This window comes from Streptomyces sp. NPDC059679, from assembly GCF_042734105.1.
Taxonomy (GTDB): domain Bacteria; phylum Actinomycetota; class Actinomycetes; order Streptomycetales; family Streptomycetaceae; genus Streptomyces.
On sequence record NZ_JBHWES010000063.1, the window covers coordinates 59,850 to 73,181 of the forward strand.

The window sequence follows — 13,332 nt, forward strand, 5'->3', positions numbered from 1 at the left end:
CGGCAGGTGCACGTGCGGTGATCGCATCAGCCGAGAGCGATGGCTTCGCTGGGCGGTTCGATCGGGGTGACCGGCCACCGTGCGGAGGGGGCGCGGCGCATGGTGTCGGCCAGCTCGACACGATCGGCGGGCGCAACCCGGACCGTTACCGCTACCGGACGGTTGGTCCGGCCGGATACTGCGACGTAGGCCATCTCTATGACCCACAGGGCTTGCGGGATCTCCAGGAGCTGAGCCTCGTCCGCTTCGGGCTGGCGCGCGCGGGTGTGGCGGTGCCAGGTCAGTGGGCCGTGGCCGGCCTGCTCGGTTCGGTCAGGCACACCTCCTGGGCCGATGAGCTGCTCGCCCAGCTGCGGAATCTGCTGAAGCAGGTCGGGGTGCACCCAGTCGTCGCTGACCTGGTACGGCCCTTCCCCGGCCGGTGAGGTCACCATGCGGCGCCGGACTGTATGAGTGCCCTCCGGAACACCGAGCCGCTCCGCGATATGGCCGGGCACGGGCAGACGGGCCACCTGGGGCCGTCCGTGGACCTGCCAGGGCTCGGACGCTGAGGCGGCCGAAGGGAAGGCGTACCCGCGCGAGGGGTGCCGGTCGATCGTGGTTCCCATGACGCGGCGGGGGCCGGGGTGGCGGACGCGCAGGCCGCCCCTCTTCACGGGGCGGACCAGGCCCCTTGCCTCCAGCAGGCCGAGAGCCTTTTCGATGGTGGCCTTGCTGGCGTCGTACTGGGTGGGGGACGCCAGGTCCTTGTAGCCGGGCAGTGTCGAGCCGGCGGGGAACTCGCCGGTGGTAATGCGGGCCGCCAAGTCCTCGGCGATTTCTTCGTATCGGGGGGTCGCCACCGTGGCGGCTCCTGTCGTGTCGTCCGTCTGTATGGGCGGCAATCTATACCGCAACTCTTCGCGTTCAAGCAGGCTGGGCATGCGATTAATCCTAGGACAGTAGAAAAGATCAGTCAATGAGTCCCAGGACTGTTGACTATGATCGTGTTGCAGTGCAAGATTAATCCTGCGACTGAACGGCGCGGCCGGACAGGAGCGACATGGTGCGTGCCTGATGCGCGCACCGACCCGGCTCATGGGGGTGGCACCCCGGGCGCCGGGCCTCCCACTCGAAACCTGCATGAAGGAAGGCACTGACGTGTCCACGAACGAATCTGCTGTGCGCACCCCTTACGGGGCCGCGCTTCACGCACTGTCCGCCCTCACCGGCCAGCCGGAACGCTTCTTCCTCGGCAGCCCGGCCGACTCTTCCCGCGCTCGCGGCGCGTACCTCGAGTTCGTCGCCACGCTGCTGCTGGATCTGGACGACCCCGAGGCCATCACCGCCCGCCGCCGCACCGCCTCCCGCCCGGCGCTGCTCGCCCTCGTCGAGGAACTGGAGCAGGCCGAGGAGACCACCGCCGGCCCCGGCCTGGACGACGAGATCACCGGGGGGTGGGCCGCGTGAAGTTCGACGCTCGCACCATCGAGGCGATCAACGCCTTTATCCGCCTGTTCCTCGTCCGCGTGGACGAGCTGCACACCGGCCTGTTCTTCCTGGTCATCCCGCTGTTCGTCATCATCGTCGGCGCCGCCGCCGTCGCGCTCATCGCCATCGCGGCCGCCGTCACGCTGGTCGCCGGAGCGCTCGGCGTGATCCTCATGGCCCGCCGCGGGATCAACGCCGCCGCCACGTACAAGCGCCCGGCGGTGACGACATGACCCGCTGCGCCTTCCGGCTTGACCCGGCGTTCCTGCGCTCCCCCCGCCCCCCTCGCACCACCGCCCCCGCGCCCCAGGAGGACCCCACCCGATGAGCACCCCAGAGCACAGCTCGCCGTCGTGGGCCGAGCAGTCCGCGCACGCGGACCTGATCCGCACCACGACGGCGGCCGAAGCCCGGAAGGCCGAGCTCGACGCGCAGCTGGCCGAGGCCCGCAACGCACCGAAGATCGCGGCCGCCGAGGCCGAGGCCGCGCGGATCAAGCGCGAGGCGGCAAAGACCCGTGAAGAGGAAGAGGTCCGCGAGGCGGAAGAGGCCGCCGCGAAGAAGCGGGCCGAGCAGTCCGCCGCCACTTGGCGCAACTGGGCCCGGGCGTTCATGATCGCCTGCGTCGTCGTCTCCCTGCCTCTCCAGGTCCTGGCGTTCTGGGACCCCGACGCCTGGTTCCTGGTGATCACGCCGTTCGTCCTTGAGGGCGGGGCCTACGCCCTGCTCAAGGGCGCCGCGGCCGCGATCGACGAGAACCGTCCCAGCTGGCACTACCGGACCGGCGCCTTCCTGAACGCCCTGTTCGCCGCGTACATCAACTTCTCCCACGGCAGTGAGGTCTACGGCACCGCCACCGCCGTAGCCGGTGCCTTCTGCTCCGTGGCCGGTCCTGCGATGTGGGACCTGCATGAGCACGGCCGGATCTCCAAGCGCCACGGCAAGACGCCGCGGGCTCTGCGCAAGGCGGCCGAAGCCGAGGCACGCAAGGCCGAGGCAGAACTGGCCGCCAAGCGCGCGGAGATCGAGGGCCGCCGCCAGCTGGAGGCCGACCGCCGGAAGACGGCGGAGGCCCGCGCCGCCGAGGCCAAGATGGCCGAGGAGCAGGCCATCGCCAACCAGGACAAGCGTCGCAGCGAGCTGTTCCCCAGCGCATGGGAACGGTACGAGCAGATCATCACCGCGCACCCGCTGGGCGGCATCAGCCGGGACCGCGCATGGACCGACGCCCGCCGCGCCGCCGCCTTCCTCGACGTGTGGGACCGCTACGAGATGCTGCTGGCCGCCTCCCCCGCCAACATCAGGGCCACCGATCTGTGGGCCGCCGCATGGCGCAGCGTCCACGGCCTGCCGATCGGGCAGACCGCCGAGACGCTCGCCGCCGAGCTCGCCGCGCGGGCCGCTGTCGACGAGGTCATGCAGTCCGCCGGCCGCACCCCCGAGGCGACCGCCGTCGAGCTGCTCCTGGCCGACGTGTTTGACGAGGACGAGGGCGGCGGAAACGGGGGCGGCAACGCCCCCAACGGCAGGGGTCCCGGCGGACCTTCCCAGGGCCCTACAACCCTTGGGCGTAAAGGGAAGCAAGGGTCTGGACGCAACTCGGGGAAGACCCCCGAGCGGCCCCTGACGGAGGCCGATCTGGAGAAGGTGCGCAAGCTCGCTGACGCCCTCGGCGGAGCGGACAAGCTGTCCGCCCGCAACGTCCGCGAAGTCCTCGGCGGAGGAGCCAACGAGTACGCGGTCCGGGCGCGCAAGGCCGTCCAGCGCGAGCGGGGGGTGAAGGAGTGAGCACCCGGCAGTCCGGCAGGCACTTGACCGACACGACCGACACGGAACTGGAGACCACTGCATGAGCGGAACGCCCCAGCGGCCCCTGCCCTCCTTGCTGATCCTCGCCGCCCCTGCCGGGATCACCACCCTCTGGGTGCTGCCCGAACACCACGGCTGGACGCTGCGGGACTCGGCCATCGCCGCCGCGGTGGTCTTCCTCGCGGTCCTGTCCCTGCCCTACATGCCGCGCATGGCGGCGGGCACGGCCAAGGCGGCCGTCAGGAAGCGCAAGAGCAAGAAGAACGACAGCAAGAAGAACGACGGCAAGTAGCCGCCGTCCCGAACACCACGGGGCCCGGCCGGAGAAGTTGACGCGACCCGGCCGGGCCCCTGTCCCCCAAAGAGAGGAACACCACCCATCATGACGCAGCCCACCGACCACTCCGCCACCGGCGGAAAGGTCATCGACCTCCTCGACCGCCTGCCGCCCCAGCAGCGTGACGTGCTGGAGAAGGCCGCCCGCGCCGAGGCGCAGACCACGGCCGCCGGGATCGTCGACGCCACCAGCGGCACCGTCCGGCTGTCCGACGAGGTCGGCGACCAGGCCCTGCCGGTCATCGAGCAGCTCGACGACCAGCGCCGCCCGGGTCTGAGGGCGCTGGTTCCCGCCTCCCTCACGAACCCCGATGTGTGGCGCCACCGGCGGGACGTTCTGGCACACGCCGCCGCCTACCACACGGCCAAGAGCCCGGTCTACCTCTGGCGGCTCGTCAAGCTGTCGTCCATCGGCCTGAAGAGCGAGGTCAGCGCCGCATACAGCTACCTGTTCGTCACCGAGTACGGCGGGATGATCCGTGAAGCCCGGCAGTCGGTGAAGAACAAGGATGGGGTCTACGACAACACCGACGTCGCCAACCTGCGCGCGGAACGCCGGACGATCGGCAAGGCCCGCCGTCGGGAGAACCTGACCACTCTGTCCGCCACCGGTGTCACTTCCTACGTTGCGCTGGTCGTGGCCATCGCTGAGCTGTGGGGCATGGCCCTGACCGTTCCCGCGCTCCTTCCGCTGGTCGGTGTGCTGGCGGTGTTCGGCGTGCGGGAGATCGACCGGAGTGGTCCGGTCGTCCTCTTCGACCAGCCCGCCGAAGCCGCCGACGCGCCGCTGACGGACACCAAGCTCAACGAGGCACTGCGAACGGCGGGCATCCTCCGCGAGGACGAGACGATCCAGCTGACGTCTCCCGTCCTGGCCGCAGACGGCGGTGTCGAGGTGCGATTCCGGGCCAAGGGCGTGACGGTGTCCATGCTGCGCGCCAAGAGCGAGCAGATCGCCGCCGCGCTGGACGTCTCCGAGGACTGGATCGACGTCAAGCCGATCAGCAGCCCGGGGCACATCAGCTTCTGGATGACGGACACGGACCCCTTCGCCGGGCACCGGCCGTCTCCCCTGATGGAGTTGAACGGTCCGATCGACGCAGTCGAGGACGGCATCCCCGCCAGCTTCGACAAGCGCGGCCGGTCGGCAATGCTCAAGCTGCTGGAGCTGATGGCGCTCATCGGCGGCGCGAGCCGGGCCGGCAAGGGCCTGGTCCTGCGCAACCTGGTGTGCGGCGCGGCATTCGACCCGAGGGTCCGTATCCGCATCGCCACCGGCAAGAAGCCCGCCGAGCACAGCGTTTACGCGCCCGTGCTGTCGACGTACATCCACAAGCAGGGTCCACGGCTGTCGCTGCTGCTGGACCTGTACGAGAAGGAGATCGACGACCGCAGCCGCTACCTGGCCCGCAAGGGGCGCTCCACCCCCGACCAGGACGACCTCGCGGAAATGGGCATCGAGCTGCTCATCATCGACGAGGCCGCCGACTACCTGGACAGCAACACCCCCAACAAGGCCAGGAACCTGATGGCGGAGGAGCTGACCGGCAAGCTCGACTCCATCGCCCGCGCGGGCGCCGGTGTCGGGGTGTACCTGGTCATCGCCATCCAGGACCCGAAGAAGGGCATGGTCGACACCCGTCTCCTGGCCAACCTGCTGGAGCGGTGGGCGCTGCGCGTGGCAGATGCCACGTCCGCCAACGCCGTGCTCGGCTCCGGATCGGTCGGCAAAGGCATGCGCCCGCAGGACATCGCCCGGGAGCAGGCCCCGCTGGGGATCCGCAAGGGCGCCGAGGGAGAGCTGCTCACCAAGGCGTACATGATCGACCAGAACAAGAAGGGCGAGGCGGCCCGGCTCATTGGCCGAGCGGCCAACGTCCGGGCCCAGGTCGGTGCGCTGCCCGGTCAGCGGTCCGATCCGATCGAAGAGGCGCTCATCGCCCTGACCGGGTTCAGCTCGGTACAGGGCGGTCTCGACGGCCTGGGCGACCCAGCCCCGGCCGGAGCTCCCACGGGCCCCGCGGCCGAGAACGAGCGCCCGGGCATCCTCGCCGAGATGCTCGCGGCCTTCCGGGCCGCGGGCGACCCGGAGCGGATGCGGACCTCCCACCTGCTCGCCGGCCTGGCCGAGCTGGACCGCGACAGCTGGTCGGCGGCCGCGCTGGGCGTTGCCGAGGGAGACGACGCCACGTACGCCCGCACCGGAGGGGCCGAACTCCGCCGGGCCATTGATGCGGAGCTGGAGGGGACCGGCCGGGAGCTCGCCGCCAGGGGTTGGACCGCGGGGGGACGAGCGAACGGCTACTACCTCGGCGAAGTCCGAGCAGCCGCCGGGATTGCCCCGGAATGACCCTCGGTACGGGGTCCGTACGGGTCGGGTTGCCGCAGGTCAGCCCCCGGTACGGCCCCCGTACGCCCTTCGCCCCGGCCGGTACGCGAACCGGTCCCCGGAGCCGCGTACCGGCCGCGTACGGGCCCCTGGCCTGCAGCGACCCGACCCGTACCGGCGGCCATCCCGATCACAAACTACCGTAAAACGATCAACGCCAAGGAGCGTCCCCGATCATGAACTCCCCTGCCCGCAGGGACCCCGAGACCGTCTACACCATCACCACCCGCCCTCAGGAGACGCCCGCCGTCGTCCGCTACGCCACCAACCCGCCCGCGCCCGCCGAGGCGCCGATTCCCGGGGTCGAACTGGTCACCCTGCCCGGCGGGGACCAGGTCTTGGCCTACGTGTCCCCCCGGGAGGTCCCCGCTCCCGTAGCGGCCACGGGTCAGCCGATTCCGGCCTGGGCGAAGACCGCCGCGCTGCTGATGTGGTCCGCCTCTGGCGGCAGCGTCCTGGCCGGGTACGGGCTCCGGCTCGCCGGTCCCTGGCTGGAGTCTCTGGCCCTGGTCCTGGCCGCCTTCAGCGTCAGCGTCACGGTCGTCGCCTGGGTCGTCCGTGGCGTATTCGCCAGCGCCGTCCGCCGCACGGGCGGGCCCACCACCGCAAAGGCCCAAGCGACCGCCACCGCCACCGGCCGCACCCTCCTCGGCGGGAAGGTCACCGCTACCTCCACCGCAACCGCCATCGCCCAGAGCAAGTAAGGAGTTCCATCTGTGACTGCCACCCTCGCCCTCACCCTCCGTGGACCGCTCACCATCAACGGTGTCCCGGTCCGCTGCCCCGGCCGGGACGGCGCTCCGGCGCCCCGGCGCCTCACGCTGCTGGTATCCGGCAACACCGTCATGGCCTCCTGCGGCGAGGAGCACCGGGCGGTGACCGGCGGCCGCCAGGCGGCGAAGGCCAAGTGCTTCTTCGCCCTGGAGCACATCACCCCCGGCATGGTGCGCACCCTCGACCAGAAGTCGGCCCCCGGCCGACGCTTCCGCCTGGCCATGCCCGACGGCAAGGTGGTTGAAGGAAAGCGCGGCCCTGCGGCGCCCGCCGCCACTGCCAAGCAGAGCACCGCCGCTCAGACGTTCGCGGCCAAGAAGGCGGCAGCCGCCCAGGGCGGGACCCGCGGCCGCCGCCAGGGCGGCACCCTGGCAGCGGCGCTGGGCATGGTCACCGCCGTGGCCGGCAGCGCTACGGCGGCCGCCAACGCCGTCGGCGCCACCGCGAACGCCGTAGGTAAGGGCTTCGACTTGGGCCGCGAGGGTCTCCGCACCGGTCAGGCCGCCATCAAGGCCGCCGACAACGCCGGAGCCCGGCGCTTCGCCCGCGACAACCGCAGCTCCGACGGCGACGACGGCGACAGCGAGAACGAGTGACTCCCCGGGGCGCGACGGCCGAGCCGTGACACCCCGGACCAGCCCCCGAACTTCCGGTCCGGGGTGGCGCACCCTTGTCGATGCGGCTCAAAGCTGGTATTGTTGTTCATGTTGGAAGGGGGTGGCGCCCTGACCGACACCACTCGAAACCCACACCCGGAGGAATCCGTGCGTATCCGACGCATCCTGAAGAACCGTCAGTGCACACACTGCGACACCTACAACAACGCGCTCCGCCTGACCTGCATGGTCTGCCTGCTGCCGATGCCCGGCGTCACCCGCCTCCAGGCCCACGCCGCCGGGATCGTGCGGCGGGCCGCCGGCCTGGCCGACACGATCGGCTGCGCGGCGTTCATCCTGTTCACCGCCGTCGCTCTCGTCCGGCGCGGCGCCGAGGCCAGCCTGGTCGACCTGGTCCCGGCCCTGGCCGCCTACGGCCTCGCCCAGAGCACCGTGCACCTCCTGGAGGACGCCGCCGAGTGGATCGCGCCCGGCCCGACCTGGCAGGAGGCGGCCGAGGCCCTGCGCGAGACCGAGGCGAAGCTGGCGAGGAGCGAGGACCGGGCCGCGGCCGTCGACGAGCTCAACCGGTACGGCGGGGTGTACCCAGTCATCGGCATCCTGTGCGCCCTCGCGCTCCGCTCCCGGGCCGAGCAGGAGGCAGCCGAGGCCGCCGGAGACACCCAGGAAGCCCTCGCCCAGGAGCGGATGGCGGACGCACTGACGGCCGCCGCGCGCGAGATGGAAGCCGACGCGGAACGCGCCTGGTCCTGACGGCTGCCCGCGGTCCCGGCGCGCACCGCCGGGGCCAAGGGGAGCCGTGCAGTACGGCACGGGTTCCGCATCCCACGACCGAGGAGATACCGCCCCATGGCGAAGTTCGTCGTCACCGCCACGTCCCGCACCGGCCAAAAAGTCAACACCGTCACCGGCGGCCCGAGCGACCAGAAGGCCATCTACAGCGACCAGGAACTGCGGGAGTTCCAGGAGGCGGCCGCCGCCGACCCGCGCGACCTGGACGTCACGGTCCGCCCCCTGGACTGAACACCCCACCCCGGGGCGGTGGTTGGCACCACCGCCCCGGACCCACTCGAAACCCCGACCGCACCACGAGAGGTATCCCGTGATACGCATCATCTCCTTCGGCTACGGCCACGCCGCGCCCCCCGCCGCCGAGGTCACCTACGACTTGCGAGCGTTGTTCTTCCGCAACCCGTTCCACGACCCCGAGCTGAAGAACCTCACCGGTCTGGACGCGGCCGTGTACGACCACGTCCTGGCGACGCGCGGCGCCGACTCCCTCGCCCAGGTCGCCTCCTTCCTCGCGGTCGGTCTCCACGACACCGCCCGCGGAGGGGACATCACCATCGCCTACGGCTGTGTCGGCGGCCGGCACCGTTCGGTCGGCATGGCCCGCCGGACCCAGGAGCTCGTCCAGCTCACCGGCCGCCAGACGGCCATCGAGCACCGCGACGTCGACAAGCCGCTGCTACCCCCATCCGCCCACTGACCGATCCCCCCGGGGCGGCCGCAGCGGCGGCCGCCCCTTCCCGTCCTGGGAAGGACCCCATGCCCCGCTCAGCCGCACGTATCTGGTCCACCGCCCGGACCCTGGCCGACCTCGGTGAACTGACCGCCCAGTGGCTGGAGGGCTCCCTGGCCGCTCTGCCCGGCGGCGCCTACCAGGGAGGCCCCGACGAGGAGACCGGCCCCCTGGTGCCCGTGCTCGTCGCCCTGAACCGAGCCGGGATCGTGACCCACGACTCACAGCCCGGCCTCGAGGGCCCGGCGTTCGACGGGAGGATGTGGCGCCAGCGCGCCGCCGTCGACTGCCTCATCGACGCGGCCGGAGCTCAACGGCTCGTCCGTACCGCCCATGACGCGGGCCTGCTGTACTCCGTCCACCAGGTGCGCCGCCTCGGCCCGGTCCCGTACATCCTGGCCACCACCTGGGGCGGGCAAGCACATGCCGCGTTCGGCAGCCGACTGCGCCGCCGGGACATACGCCAGATCTACCGGGGGTGCCACCGCGACGCCCTGCGCGCCGCCGTCGCCGCTCACCAGGTCACCCTCGTTGACCCCCAGTGGGGCCGGGACTCCCTGCTGTGGCGCGAACTGACCGAGCAGCTCGCCAGCTCTGCCCGCTGATCTTCCAGAACCGGCGCGAACCGAACCCCTTGTGAATCAGGTTCAAGGCTGGTAATGTTCTTTTTGTTGGAAGGGGGTGGCACTCCGACCGGCACCACCACTCGAAACCCGATACCGGAGGCATCCGTGTCCAATCCCAGCGAGAGCGTCAAGAAGCTCCACGCCGAGGCTGCCGCCGCCTACAAGAAGCACAACACGCCGGAGATGGCGGTGGCCGTCCGCCTCGCTCGCGGCCAGACGCAGACCAACGGCAACGCGGCCGCCGGCTCGCGCAGCTGACCCGCTACCCCTGACCGCTCATCCGGGGCGGACCGCCAGCACGGCGGCCGCCCCGGCCCCGTCCTCATACGGAGCCATGGCATGACGACCTGTCCCACCCACCGCACCACCCCGGCCCTTGAGCCGGTGCAGCCGCACAACCCCACCTATCGCACGGGGATCTGCAAGGGCTGCGACGCCCCGGCAGGCAGCGACTACGAGCGCCGGAGCCACCACTGCCCGTGCTGCGGCGAGCGACTCGCCAGCGGGTGCACCGGCCAGCCGGTCCGCCACTCCTGCCCGAACTGCGGCACGTTCGACACCTCCAGCACCCAGTGGCTGCCGTCCGTCGACCCGATCATCGAGCTGCTCGCCGACCACTACACCCCGACCCCTTGGTTCCAGGTGTGGGCGCAGGCTGCGATCCGCTTCGGGTACGACGTCGCCCACCACCTGGCCGAGGTGACCACCGAGATCGACCGGACGCACCTGTACGGGGAAATCGTCTTTCGCGGGTCCGTGCTCGTGATCCGGCACGGCAGGCGCGGGTTCGAGGCGGCGAGCGACTGCCCGCGCCGCGAGGAGTGCCGCCGGGGCCGGGTGTGGACCCCGGTCCAGATCCGTGAGGACCTGCTGAACGTCCGCCTGAACGGACCCGGCCCCTGGGCCTCCGAGTGCGACCGCGCCTCCCGGCACAGCTGACTGCGCCCGTGCTGCCCGGCCCCGACCGGTCCGGGCAGCACGGGCGGAGCCGGACCGCCCGGACCGCGAGACCGCAGAACGGAGACACCTTGTCCAGCCACACCCTGACCCCGCTCGGCGGAGCTCCCGTCGGCCGCACCGTCCGCGTCGGATGGGACGCCCCGCTCGCCAGCTTCTTCGCGACCGCCTGGGACGAGCCCGACGGCAAGGACGGCGAGAACGATCACCTGGTCTTCGCGGGCGCCGCACCGTACGACATCAGCGACGTCGACACCGTGCTGGAGCTCGTGGCCCCGTACGCCGTGATCCCCGGGGGCCTGCGCGAGCAGCTGCTGGCCGACCGCGACGCCGAGGGCGACCGCTTCCGGGGTCGTCCTGCCACCGAACTGGTCGGCAGGTCCGCCCTGCCGTACGCCCGCAGTTCCCAGCAGGCCGACGCGATCCGCGCCGCCCTGCGCTGACTCCGCCCGCCGGGGCGGCGGATGGCACCGCCGCCCCGGGCCCGCTCGAAACCCACACCGACCGAAAGGACCCCCCTCCCCATGCAGCCCGCCATACAGACCCGCGCCCTGCTCGACCGTGCCCGCGCCGACCTCGGCCGCCCCGACGCCAGCCCCCAGCAGTTGAGGTGTGCCCTCGCCGAGGTCGTGCCCGCCGCCGAGGAGCTGCTGGCCCAGGTGGCCGACCTCCAGGGCCAGCTCGCCCAGGCCCGCACCTGCCCGGTCACCGGTCTGCCCACCCGAGCGGCCTGGACCGCACGGGCCCGGGAGATCGTCGCGGCGGGCCCGGCCGCGGCCCTCCTTGTCGACCTTGACGCGTTCAAGCCGGTCAACGACCGGTTCGGGCATGACGCTGGGGACGCCGTCCTCGCGGCCGTCGGCTCGCGCCTGGCCGAGTGGGCCGCCGCCGAGGGCGCCGAGGCCGGACGCCTGGGCGGCGACGAGTTCGCCGTCGCCCTCCCGGACACCGGCGACCTGCCCGCGCGCGTCGCCCGCCTGCACGCCCTGCTGACCCAGCCCGTCCGGCACGAGGGCCTGCGCCTGACGGTCGGGGTGTCTATCGGCGCCGCCCGCACCGCCGACACTGACCCCGGGCCCGCCAGCACCAGCAGCGCCCTGCTGTCCGCGCTGCTGAAGAACGCTGACACCGCGATGTACCGCGCCAAGGGGCGCGGCCGCCGCGGCCGCCGCCCGGCCCGCCTGCTGTCCCTGCCCGTTCGGCGCCTCGCCGACGTCCTTCCCTTCCGAAAGGCCGCTGCCTGATGACGACTCCGACCGACCTGCCGTTTCACATGCCCGCGCTGATCCTGCTTCTGGGGCCGAGCGGAAGCGGCAAGACCCGGCTCTCGCGCATGTTCGATCCCAGCCAGGTCCTGCGCGCCGACGACTTCCGCAAGATGTGCTCGGACGATCCGGGCAACCAGCGGGTGAGCCCCGCCGCCTGGCGTGCCCTGGAAACCGTCCTCCGTGAGCGCCTCGACCTGGGCAGGACAACTGTCCTGGACGCGACCCATGCCGACGAGGACCAGCGCCGCCACTTCGCCGAGCTCGCCGACGAATACGGTCTCTCCTCCTACGCGGTCGTGCTGAACACCCCCCTGGGTGTCGTCCATGCCCGCAACGCCGCGCGCACCGGCACCATCAGGGTCCCCGAGCACGTCGTCGACGAGCAGGCCGCAGAACTGCGCACCGCAGATCCGAAGGACGACGGTATCGACCATGTGGTCCTCGCCGAGACGCTCCCGGCCCTGGGTACGGCGCTGCGGCGGCTGGCCGCCAAGGAGGCCCGTACCGCCGACCTGGAGGACGTGCGCCGGGTCTTCGGCGCGGGTGCGGCCGAGCTGTTCGACTGGGATACCCCCAGCCGCGACGAGCGATTCCGCACCGGCACCTTCGCCGCCGCGAGCGAATCACTGACGGTGCGGTGGATGGACGACGCCGACCCCTTCGACATCCGGTTCGAGGCCAGCGTCCCCTGCCCGACCCCCGGATGCCCCGGGCCGGCCTGGACGCCGGTGCGCTCCGTGGCCGAGCTCGCCGACGCCTACCGCAACACCCCGGCCGACGAGGTCGAGTGCGCCCGCTGCGACTGCTGATCCCTCCGCCGAGCACGCACACCTTGCGAAGCAGGTTCAAAACTAGTATTATTCTTCATGTTGGCAGGGGTGGCATCCCGGTCGACATCACCACTCGAAACCCGACCTCCGCGAAAGGTACCGATGAACAACACCCGCGCCGCCGCCATCACGGCGGCCGCCCTGGCCGCCGCACTCACGCTCTCCGGATGCGGCCAGCACGAGGACTCTCCCGCGAGCCCGCCGCCGTGCCCGAAGCCTGTCCGCATGGCAGGCGGTGACCTGGTTCCGGACGGAGCCCGGCCGTGCATCCTGTCCACCCCGCGCCCGAAGCCGAGCAGCACGCGCACCCCGGCGGCGGGTGGCGACCACCGCCCGGAGACGGCCGCCCCGAAGGCTCCCGGCCCGACCCTGAAGACGCCAGCCGCTTCGAAGGCGCCGAAGTCTCCGAGCGCCCCGAAGTCCCCGGCCAAGGCCAAGGCGCCGGAGAAGGCGAAGGTCCCGGACGTCAAGGCCCCGGCTGCGACGCGGCCCCGGCGCTGACTCACGCCCGTACTGGCGGGAACCGCACCGGTACGTCCGCCCGCACGAGGAGAATCACGGAAACCCCGTGCCTCGTGCGGGCCGTCATCGAATGATCCCGCCCGGAATGTCCCAGCGGCGCGACAGAGTGGGGTGGGGGGGGGGGGGGGGGGGCCCCCCCCCCCCCCCCCCCCCCCCCCGCGGGGGCCCCCCCCCCCCCCCCCCCCCCCCCCCCGGGGGGCGGAGGGGGGTGA

At 71.9% G+C, this 13,332-nt stretch carries 18 protein-coding genes; 17 read left to right on the forward strand and 1 reads right to left on the reverse strand.

From position 1 onward, the window contains the following. Positions 1-26: 26 nt before the first annotated feature. Positions 27-842, reverse strand: coding sequence for a GntR family transcriptional regulator (locus ACFV2X_RS43165; protein WP_385626951.1), 816 nt, complete (start codon positions 840-842; stop codon positions 27-29). Positions 843-1,140: 298 nt separating this feature from the next. On the opposite strand from ACFV2X_RS43165, the gene ACFV2X_RS43170 reads away from it, so the two are divergent. From ACFV2X_RS43170 to ACFV2X_RS43250, 17 genes are all read left to right on the forward strand, one after another. After that, positions 1,141-1,449, forward strand: a complete 309-nt coding sequence (locus tag ACFV2X_RS43170; protein ID WP_385626953.1) for a hypothetical protein — start codon at positions 1,141-1,143, stop codon at positions 1,447-1,449. Further along, a complete protein-coding gene (locus ACFV2X_RS43175; RefSeq protein WP_385626954.1) occupies positions 1,446-1,703 on the forward strand; it encodes a hypothetical protein in 258 nt (85 codons plus the stop codon). Before ACFV2X_RS43170 ends, ACFV2X_RS43175 begins: the two co-directional genes overlap by 4 nt. Positions 1,704-1,794: 91 nt before the next feature. Continuing rightward, the gene (locus ACFV2X_RS43180) at positions 1,795-3,258 is read left to right on the forward strand and encodes a hypothetical protein (RefSeq protein WP_385626956.1); all 1,464 of its coding nucleotides are present in this window, start codon (positions 1,795-1,797) and stop codon (positions 3,256-3,258) included. A gap of 61 nt (positions 3,259-3,319) precedes the next feature. After that, on the forward strand, positions 3,320-3,571 hold the full coding sequence (locus ACFV2X_RS43185) for a hypothetical protein (protein ID WP_385626958.1): 252 nt from the start codon (positions 3,320-3,322) through the stop codon (positions 3,569-3,571). A 90-nt stretch (positions 3,572-3,661) separates the two neighbouring features. Beyond that, a complete protein-coding gene (locus tag ACFV2X_RS43190) occupies positions 3,662-5,965 on the forward strand; it encodes a hypothetical protein (RefSeq protein WP_385626960.1) in 2,304 nt (767 codons plus the stop codon). A 215-nt stretch (positions 5,966-6,180) separates the two neighbouring features. Next, a complete protein-coding gene (locus ACFV2X_RS43195; RefSeq protein WP_385626962.1) occupies positions 6,181-6,708 on the forward strand; it encodes a hypothetical protein in 528 nt (175 codons plus the stop codon). A 12-nt stretch (positions 6,709-6,720) separates the two neighbouring features. Beyond that, positions 6,721-7,374: a hypothetical protein gene (locus ACFV2X_RS43200; RefSeq protein ID WP_385626964.1), complete on the forward strand. Its 654-nt coding sequence runs from the start codon at positions 6,721-6,723 to the stop codon at positions 7,372-7,374. A 168-nt stretch (positions 7,375-7,542) separates the two neighbouring features. After that, on the forward strand, positions 7,543-8,148 hold the full coding sequence (locus tag ACFV2X_RS43205) for a hypothetical protein (protein ID WP_385626966.1): 606 nt from the start codon (positions 7,543-7,545) through the stop codon (positions 8,146-8,148). Positions 8,149-8,244: 96 nt separating this feature from the next. Beyond that, positions 8,245-8,418, forward strand: a complete 174-nt coding sequence (locus tag ACFV2X_RS43210; RefSeq protein WP_385626968.1) for a hypothetical protein — start codon at positions 8,245-8,247, stop codon at positions 8,416-8,418. A gap of 79 nt (positions 8,419-8,497) precedes the next feature. After that, on the forward strand, positions 8,498-8,884 hold the full coding sequence (locus ACFV2X_RS43215; RefSeq protein ID WP_385626970.1) for a hypothetical protein: 387 nt from the start codon (positions 8,498-8,500) through the stop codon (positions 8,882-8,884). A 59-nt stretch (positions 8,885-8,943) separates the two neighbouring features. Then, positions 8,944-9,522 (forward strand): DUF6919 domain-containing protein, encoded by a 579-nt coding sequence (locus tag ACFV2X_RS43220; protein WP_385626971.1) that lies wholly within the window; start codon positions 8,944-8,946, stop codon positions 9,520-9,522. A 126-nt stretch (positions 9,523-9,648) separates the two neighbouring features. Next, positions 9,649-9,801 (forward strand): hypothetical protein, encoded by a 153-nt coding sequence (locus tag ACFV2X_RS43225; protein WP_385626973.1) that lies wholly within the window; start codon positions 9,649-9,651, stop codon positions 9,799-9,801. Positions 9,802-9,882: 81 nt separating this feature from the next. After that, the gene (locus ACFV2X_RS43230; RefSeq protein ID WP_385626975.1) at positions 9,883-10,482 is read left to right on the forward strand and encodes a hypothetical protein; all 600 of its coding nucleotides are present in this window, start codon (positions 9,883-9,885) and stop codon (positions 10,480-10,482) included. Positions 10,483-10,571: 89 nt separating this feature from the next. Continuing rightward, the gene (locus ACFV2X_RS43235) at positions 10,572-10,943 is read left to right on the forward strand and encodes a hypothetical protein (RefSeq protein ID WP_385626976.1); all 372 of its coding nucleotides are present in this window, start codon (positions 10,572-10,574) and stop codon (positions 10,941-10,943) included. 81 nt (positions 10,944-11,024) lie between these two features. Beyond that, the gene (locus ACFV2X_RS43240; RefSeq protein WP_385626978.1) at positions 11,025-11,744 is read left to right on the forward strand and encodes a GGDEF domain-containing protein; all 720 of its coding nucleotides are present in this window, start codon (positions 11,025-11,027) and stop codon (positions 11,742-11,744) included. Further along, positions 11,744-12,577: an AAA family ATPase gene (locus tag ACFV2X_RS43245; protein WP_385626980.1), complete on the forward strand. Its 834-nt coding sequence runs from the start codon at positions 11,744-11,746 to the stop codon at positions 12,575-12,577. The genes ACFV2X_RS43240 and ACFV2X_RS43245 overlap by 1 nt, the downstream gene beginning before the upstream one ends. Before the next feature lie 123 nt (positions 12,578-12,700). Next, entirely contained in the window at positions 12,701-13,099 is a 399-nt protein-coding gene (locus ACFV2X_RS43250; protein ID WP_385626982.1) for a hypothetical protein, read from the forward strand. The last annotated feature ends 233 nt before the right edge of the window (positions 13,100-13,332 follow it).

Excerpts from the sequence above, each read along its gene's own strand:
- ACFV2X_RS43180 (WP_385626956.1), top strand. The coding sequence starts at position 1,795 with ATGAGCACCCCAGAGCACAGCTCGCCGTCGTGGGCCGAGCAGTCCGCG.
- ACFV2X_RS43185 (WP_385626958.1), top strand. The coding sequence starts at position 3,320 with ATGAGCGGAACGCCCCAGCGGCCCCTGCCCTCCTTGCTGATCCTCGCC.
- ACFV2X_RS43190 (WP_385626960.1), top strand. The coding sequence starts at position 3,662 with ATGACGCAGCCCACCGACCACTCCGCCACCGGCGGAAAGGTCATCGAC.
- ACFV2X_RS43195 (WP_385626962.1), top strand. The coding sequence starts at position 6,181 with ATGAACTCCCCTGCCCGCAGGGACCCCGAGACCGTCTACACCATCACC.
- ACFV2X_RS43210 (WP_385626968.1), top strand. The coding sequence starts at position 8,245 with ATGGCGAAGTTCGTCGTCACCGCCACGTCCCGCACCGGCCAAAAAGTC.
- ACFV2X_RS43220 (WP_385626971.1), top strand. The coding sequence starts at position 8,944 with ATGCCCCGCTCAGCCGCACGTATCTGGTCCACCGCCCGGACCCTGGCC.
- ACFV2X_RS43230 (WP_385626975.1), top strand. The coding sequence starts at position 9,883 with ATGACGACCTGTCCCACCCACCGCACCACCCCGGCCCTTGAGCCGGTG.
- ACFV2X_RS43240 (WP_385626978.1), top strand. The coding sequence starts at position 11,025 with ATGCAGCCCGCCATACAGACCCGCGCCCTGCTCGACCGTGCCCGCGCC.
- ACFV2X_RS43245 (WP_385626980.1), top strand. The coding sequence starts at position 11,744 with ATGACGACTCCGACCGACCTGCCGTTTCACATGCCCGCGCTGATCCTG.
- ACFV2X_RS43250 (WP_385626982.1), top strand. The coding sequence starts at position 12,701 with ATGAACAACACCCGCGCCGCCGCCATCACGGCGGCCGCCCTGGCCGCC.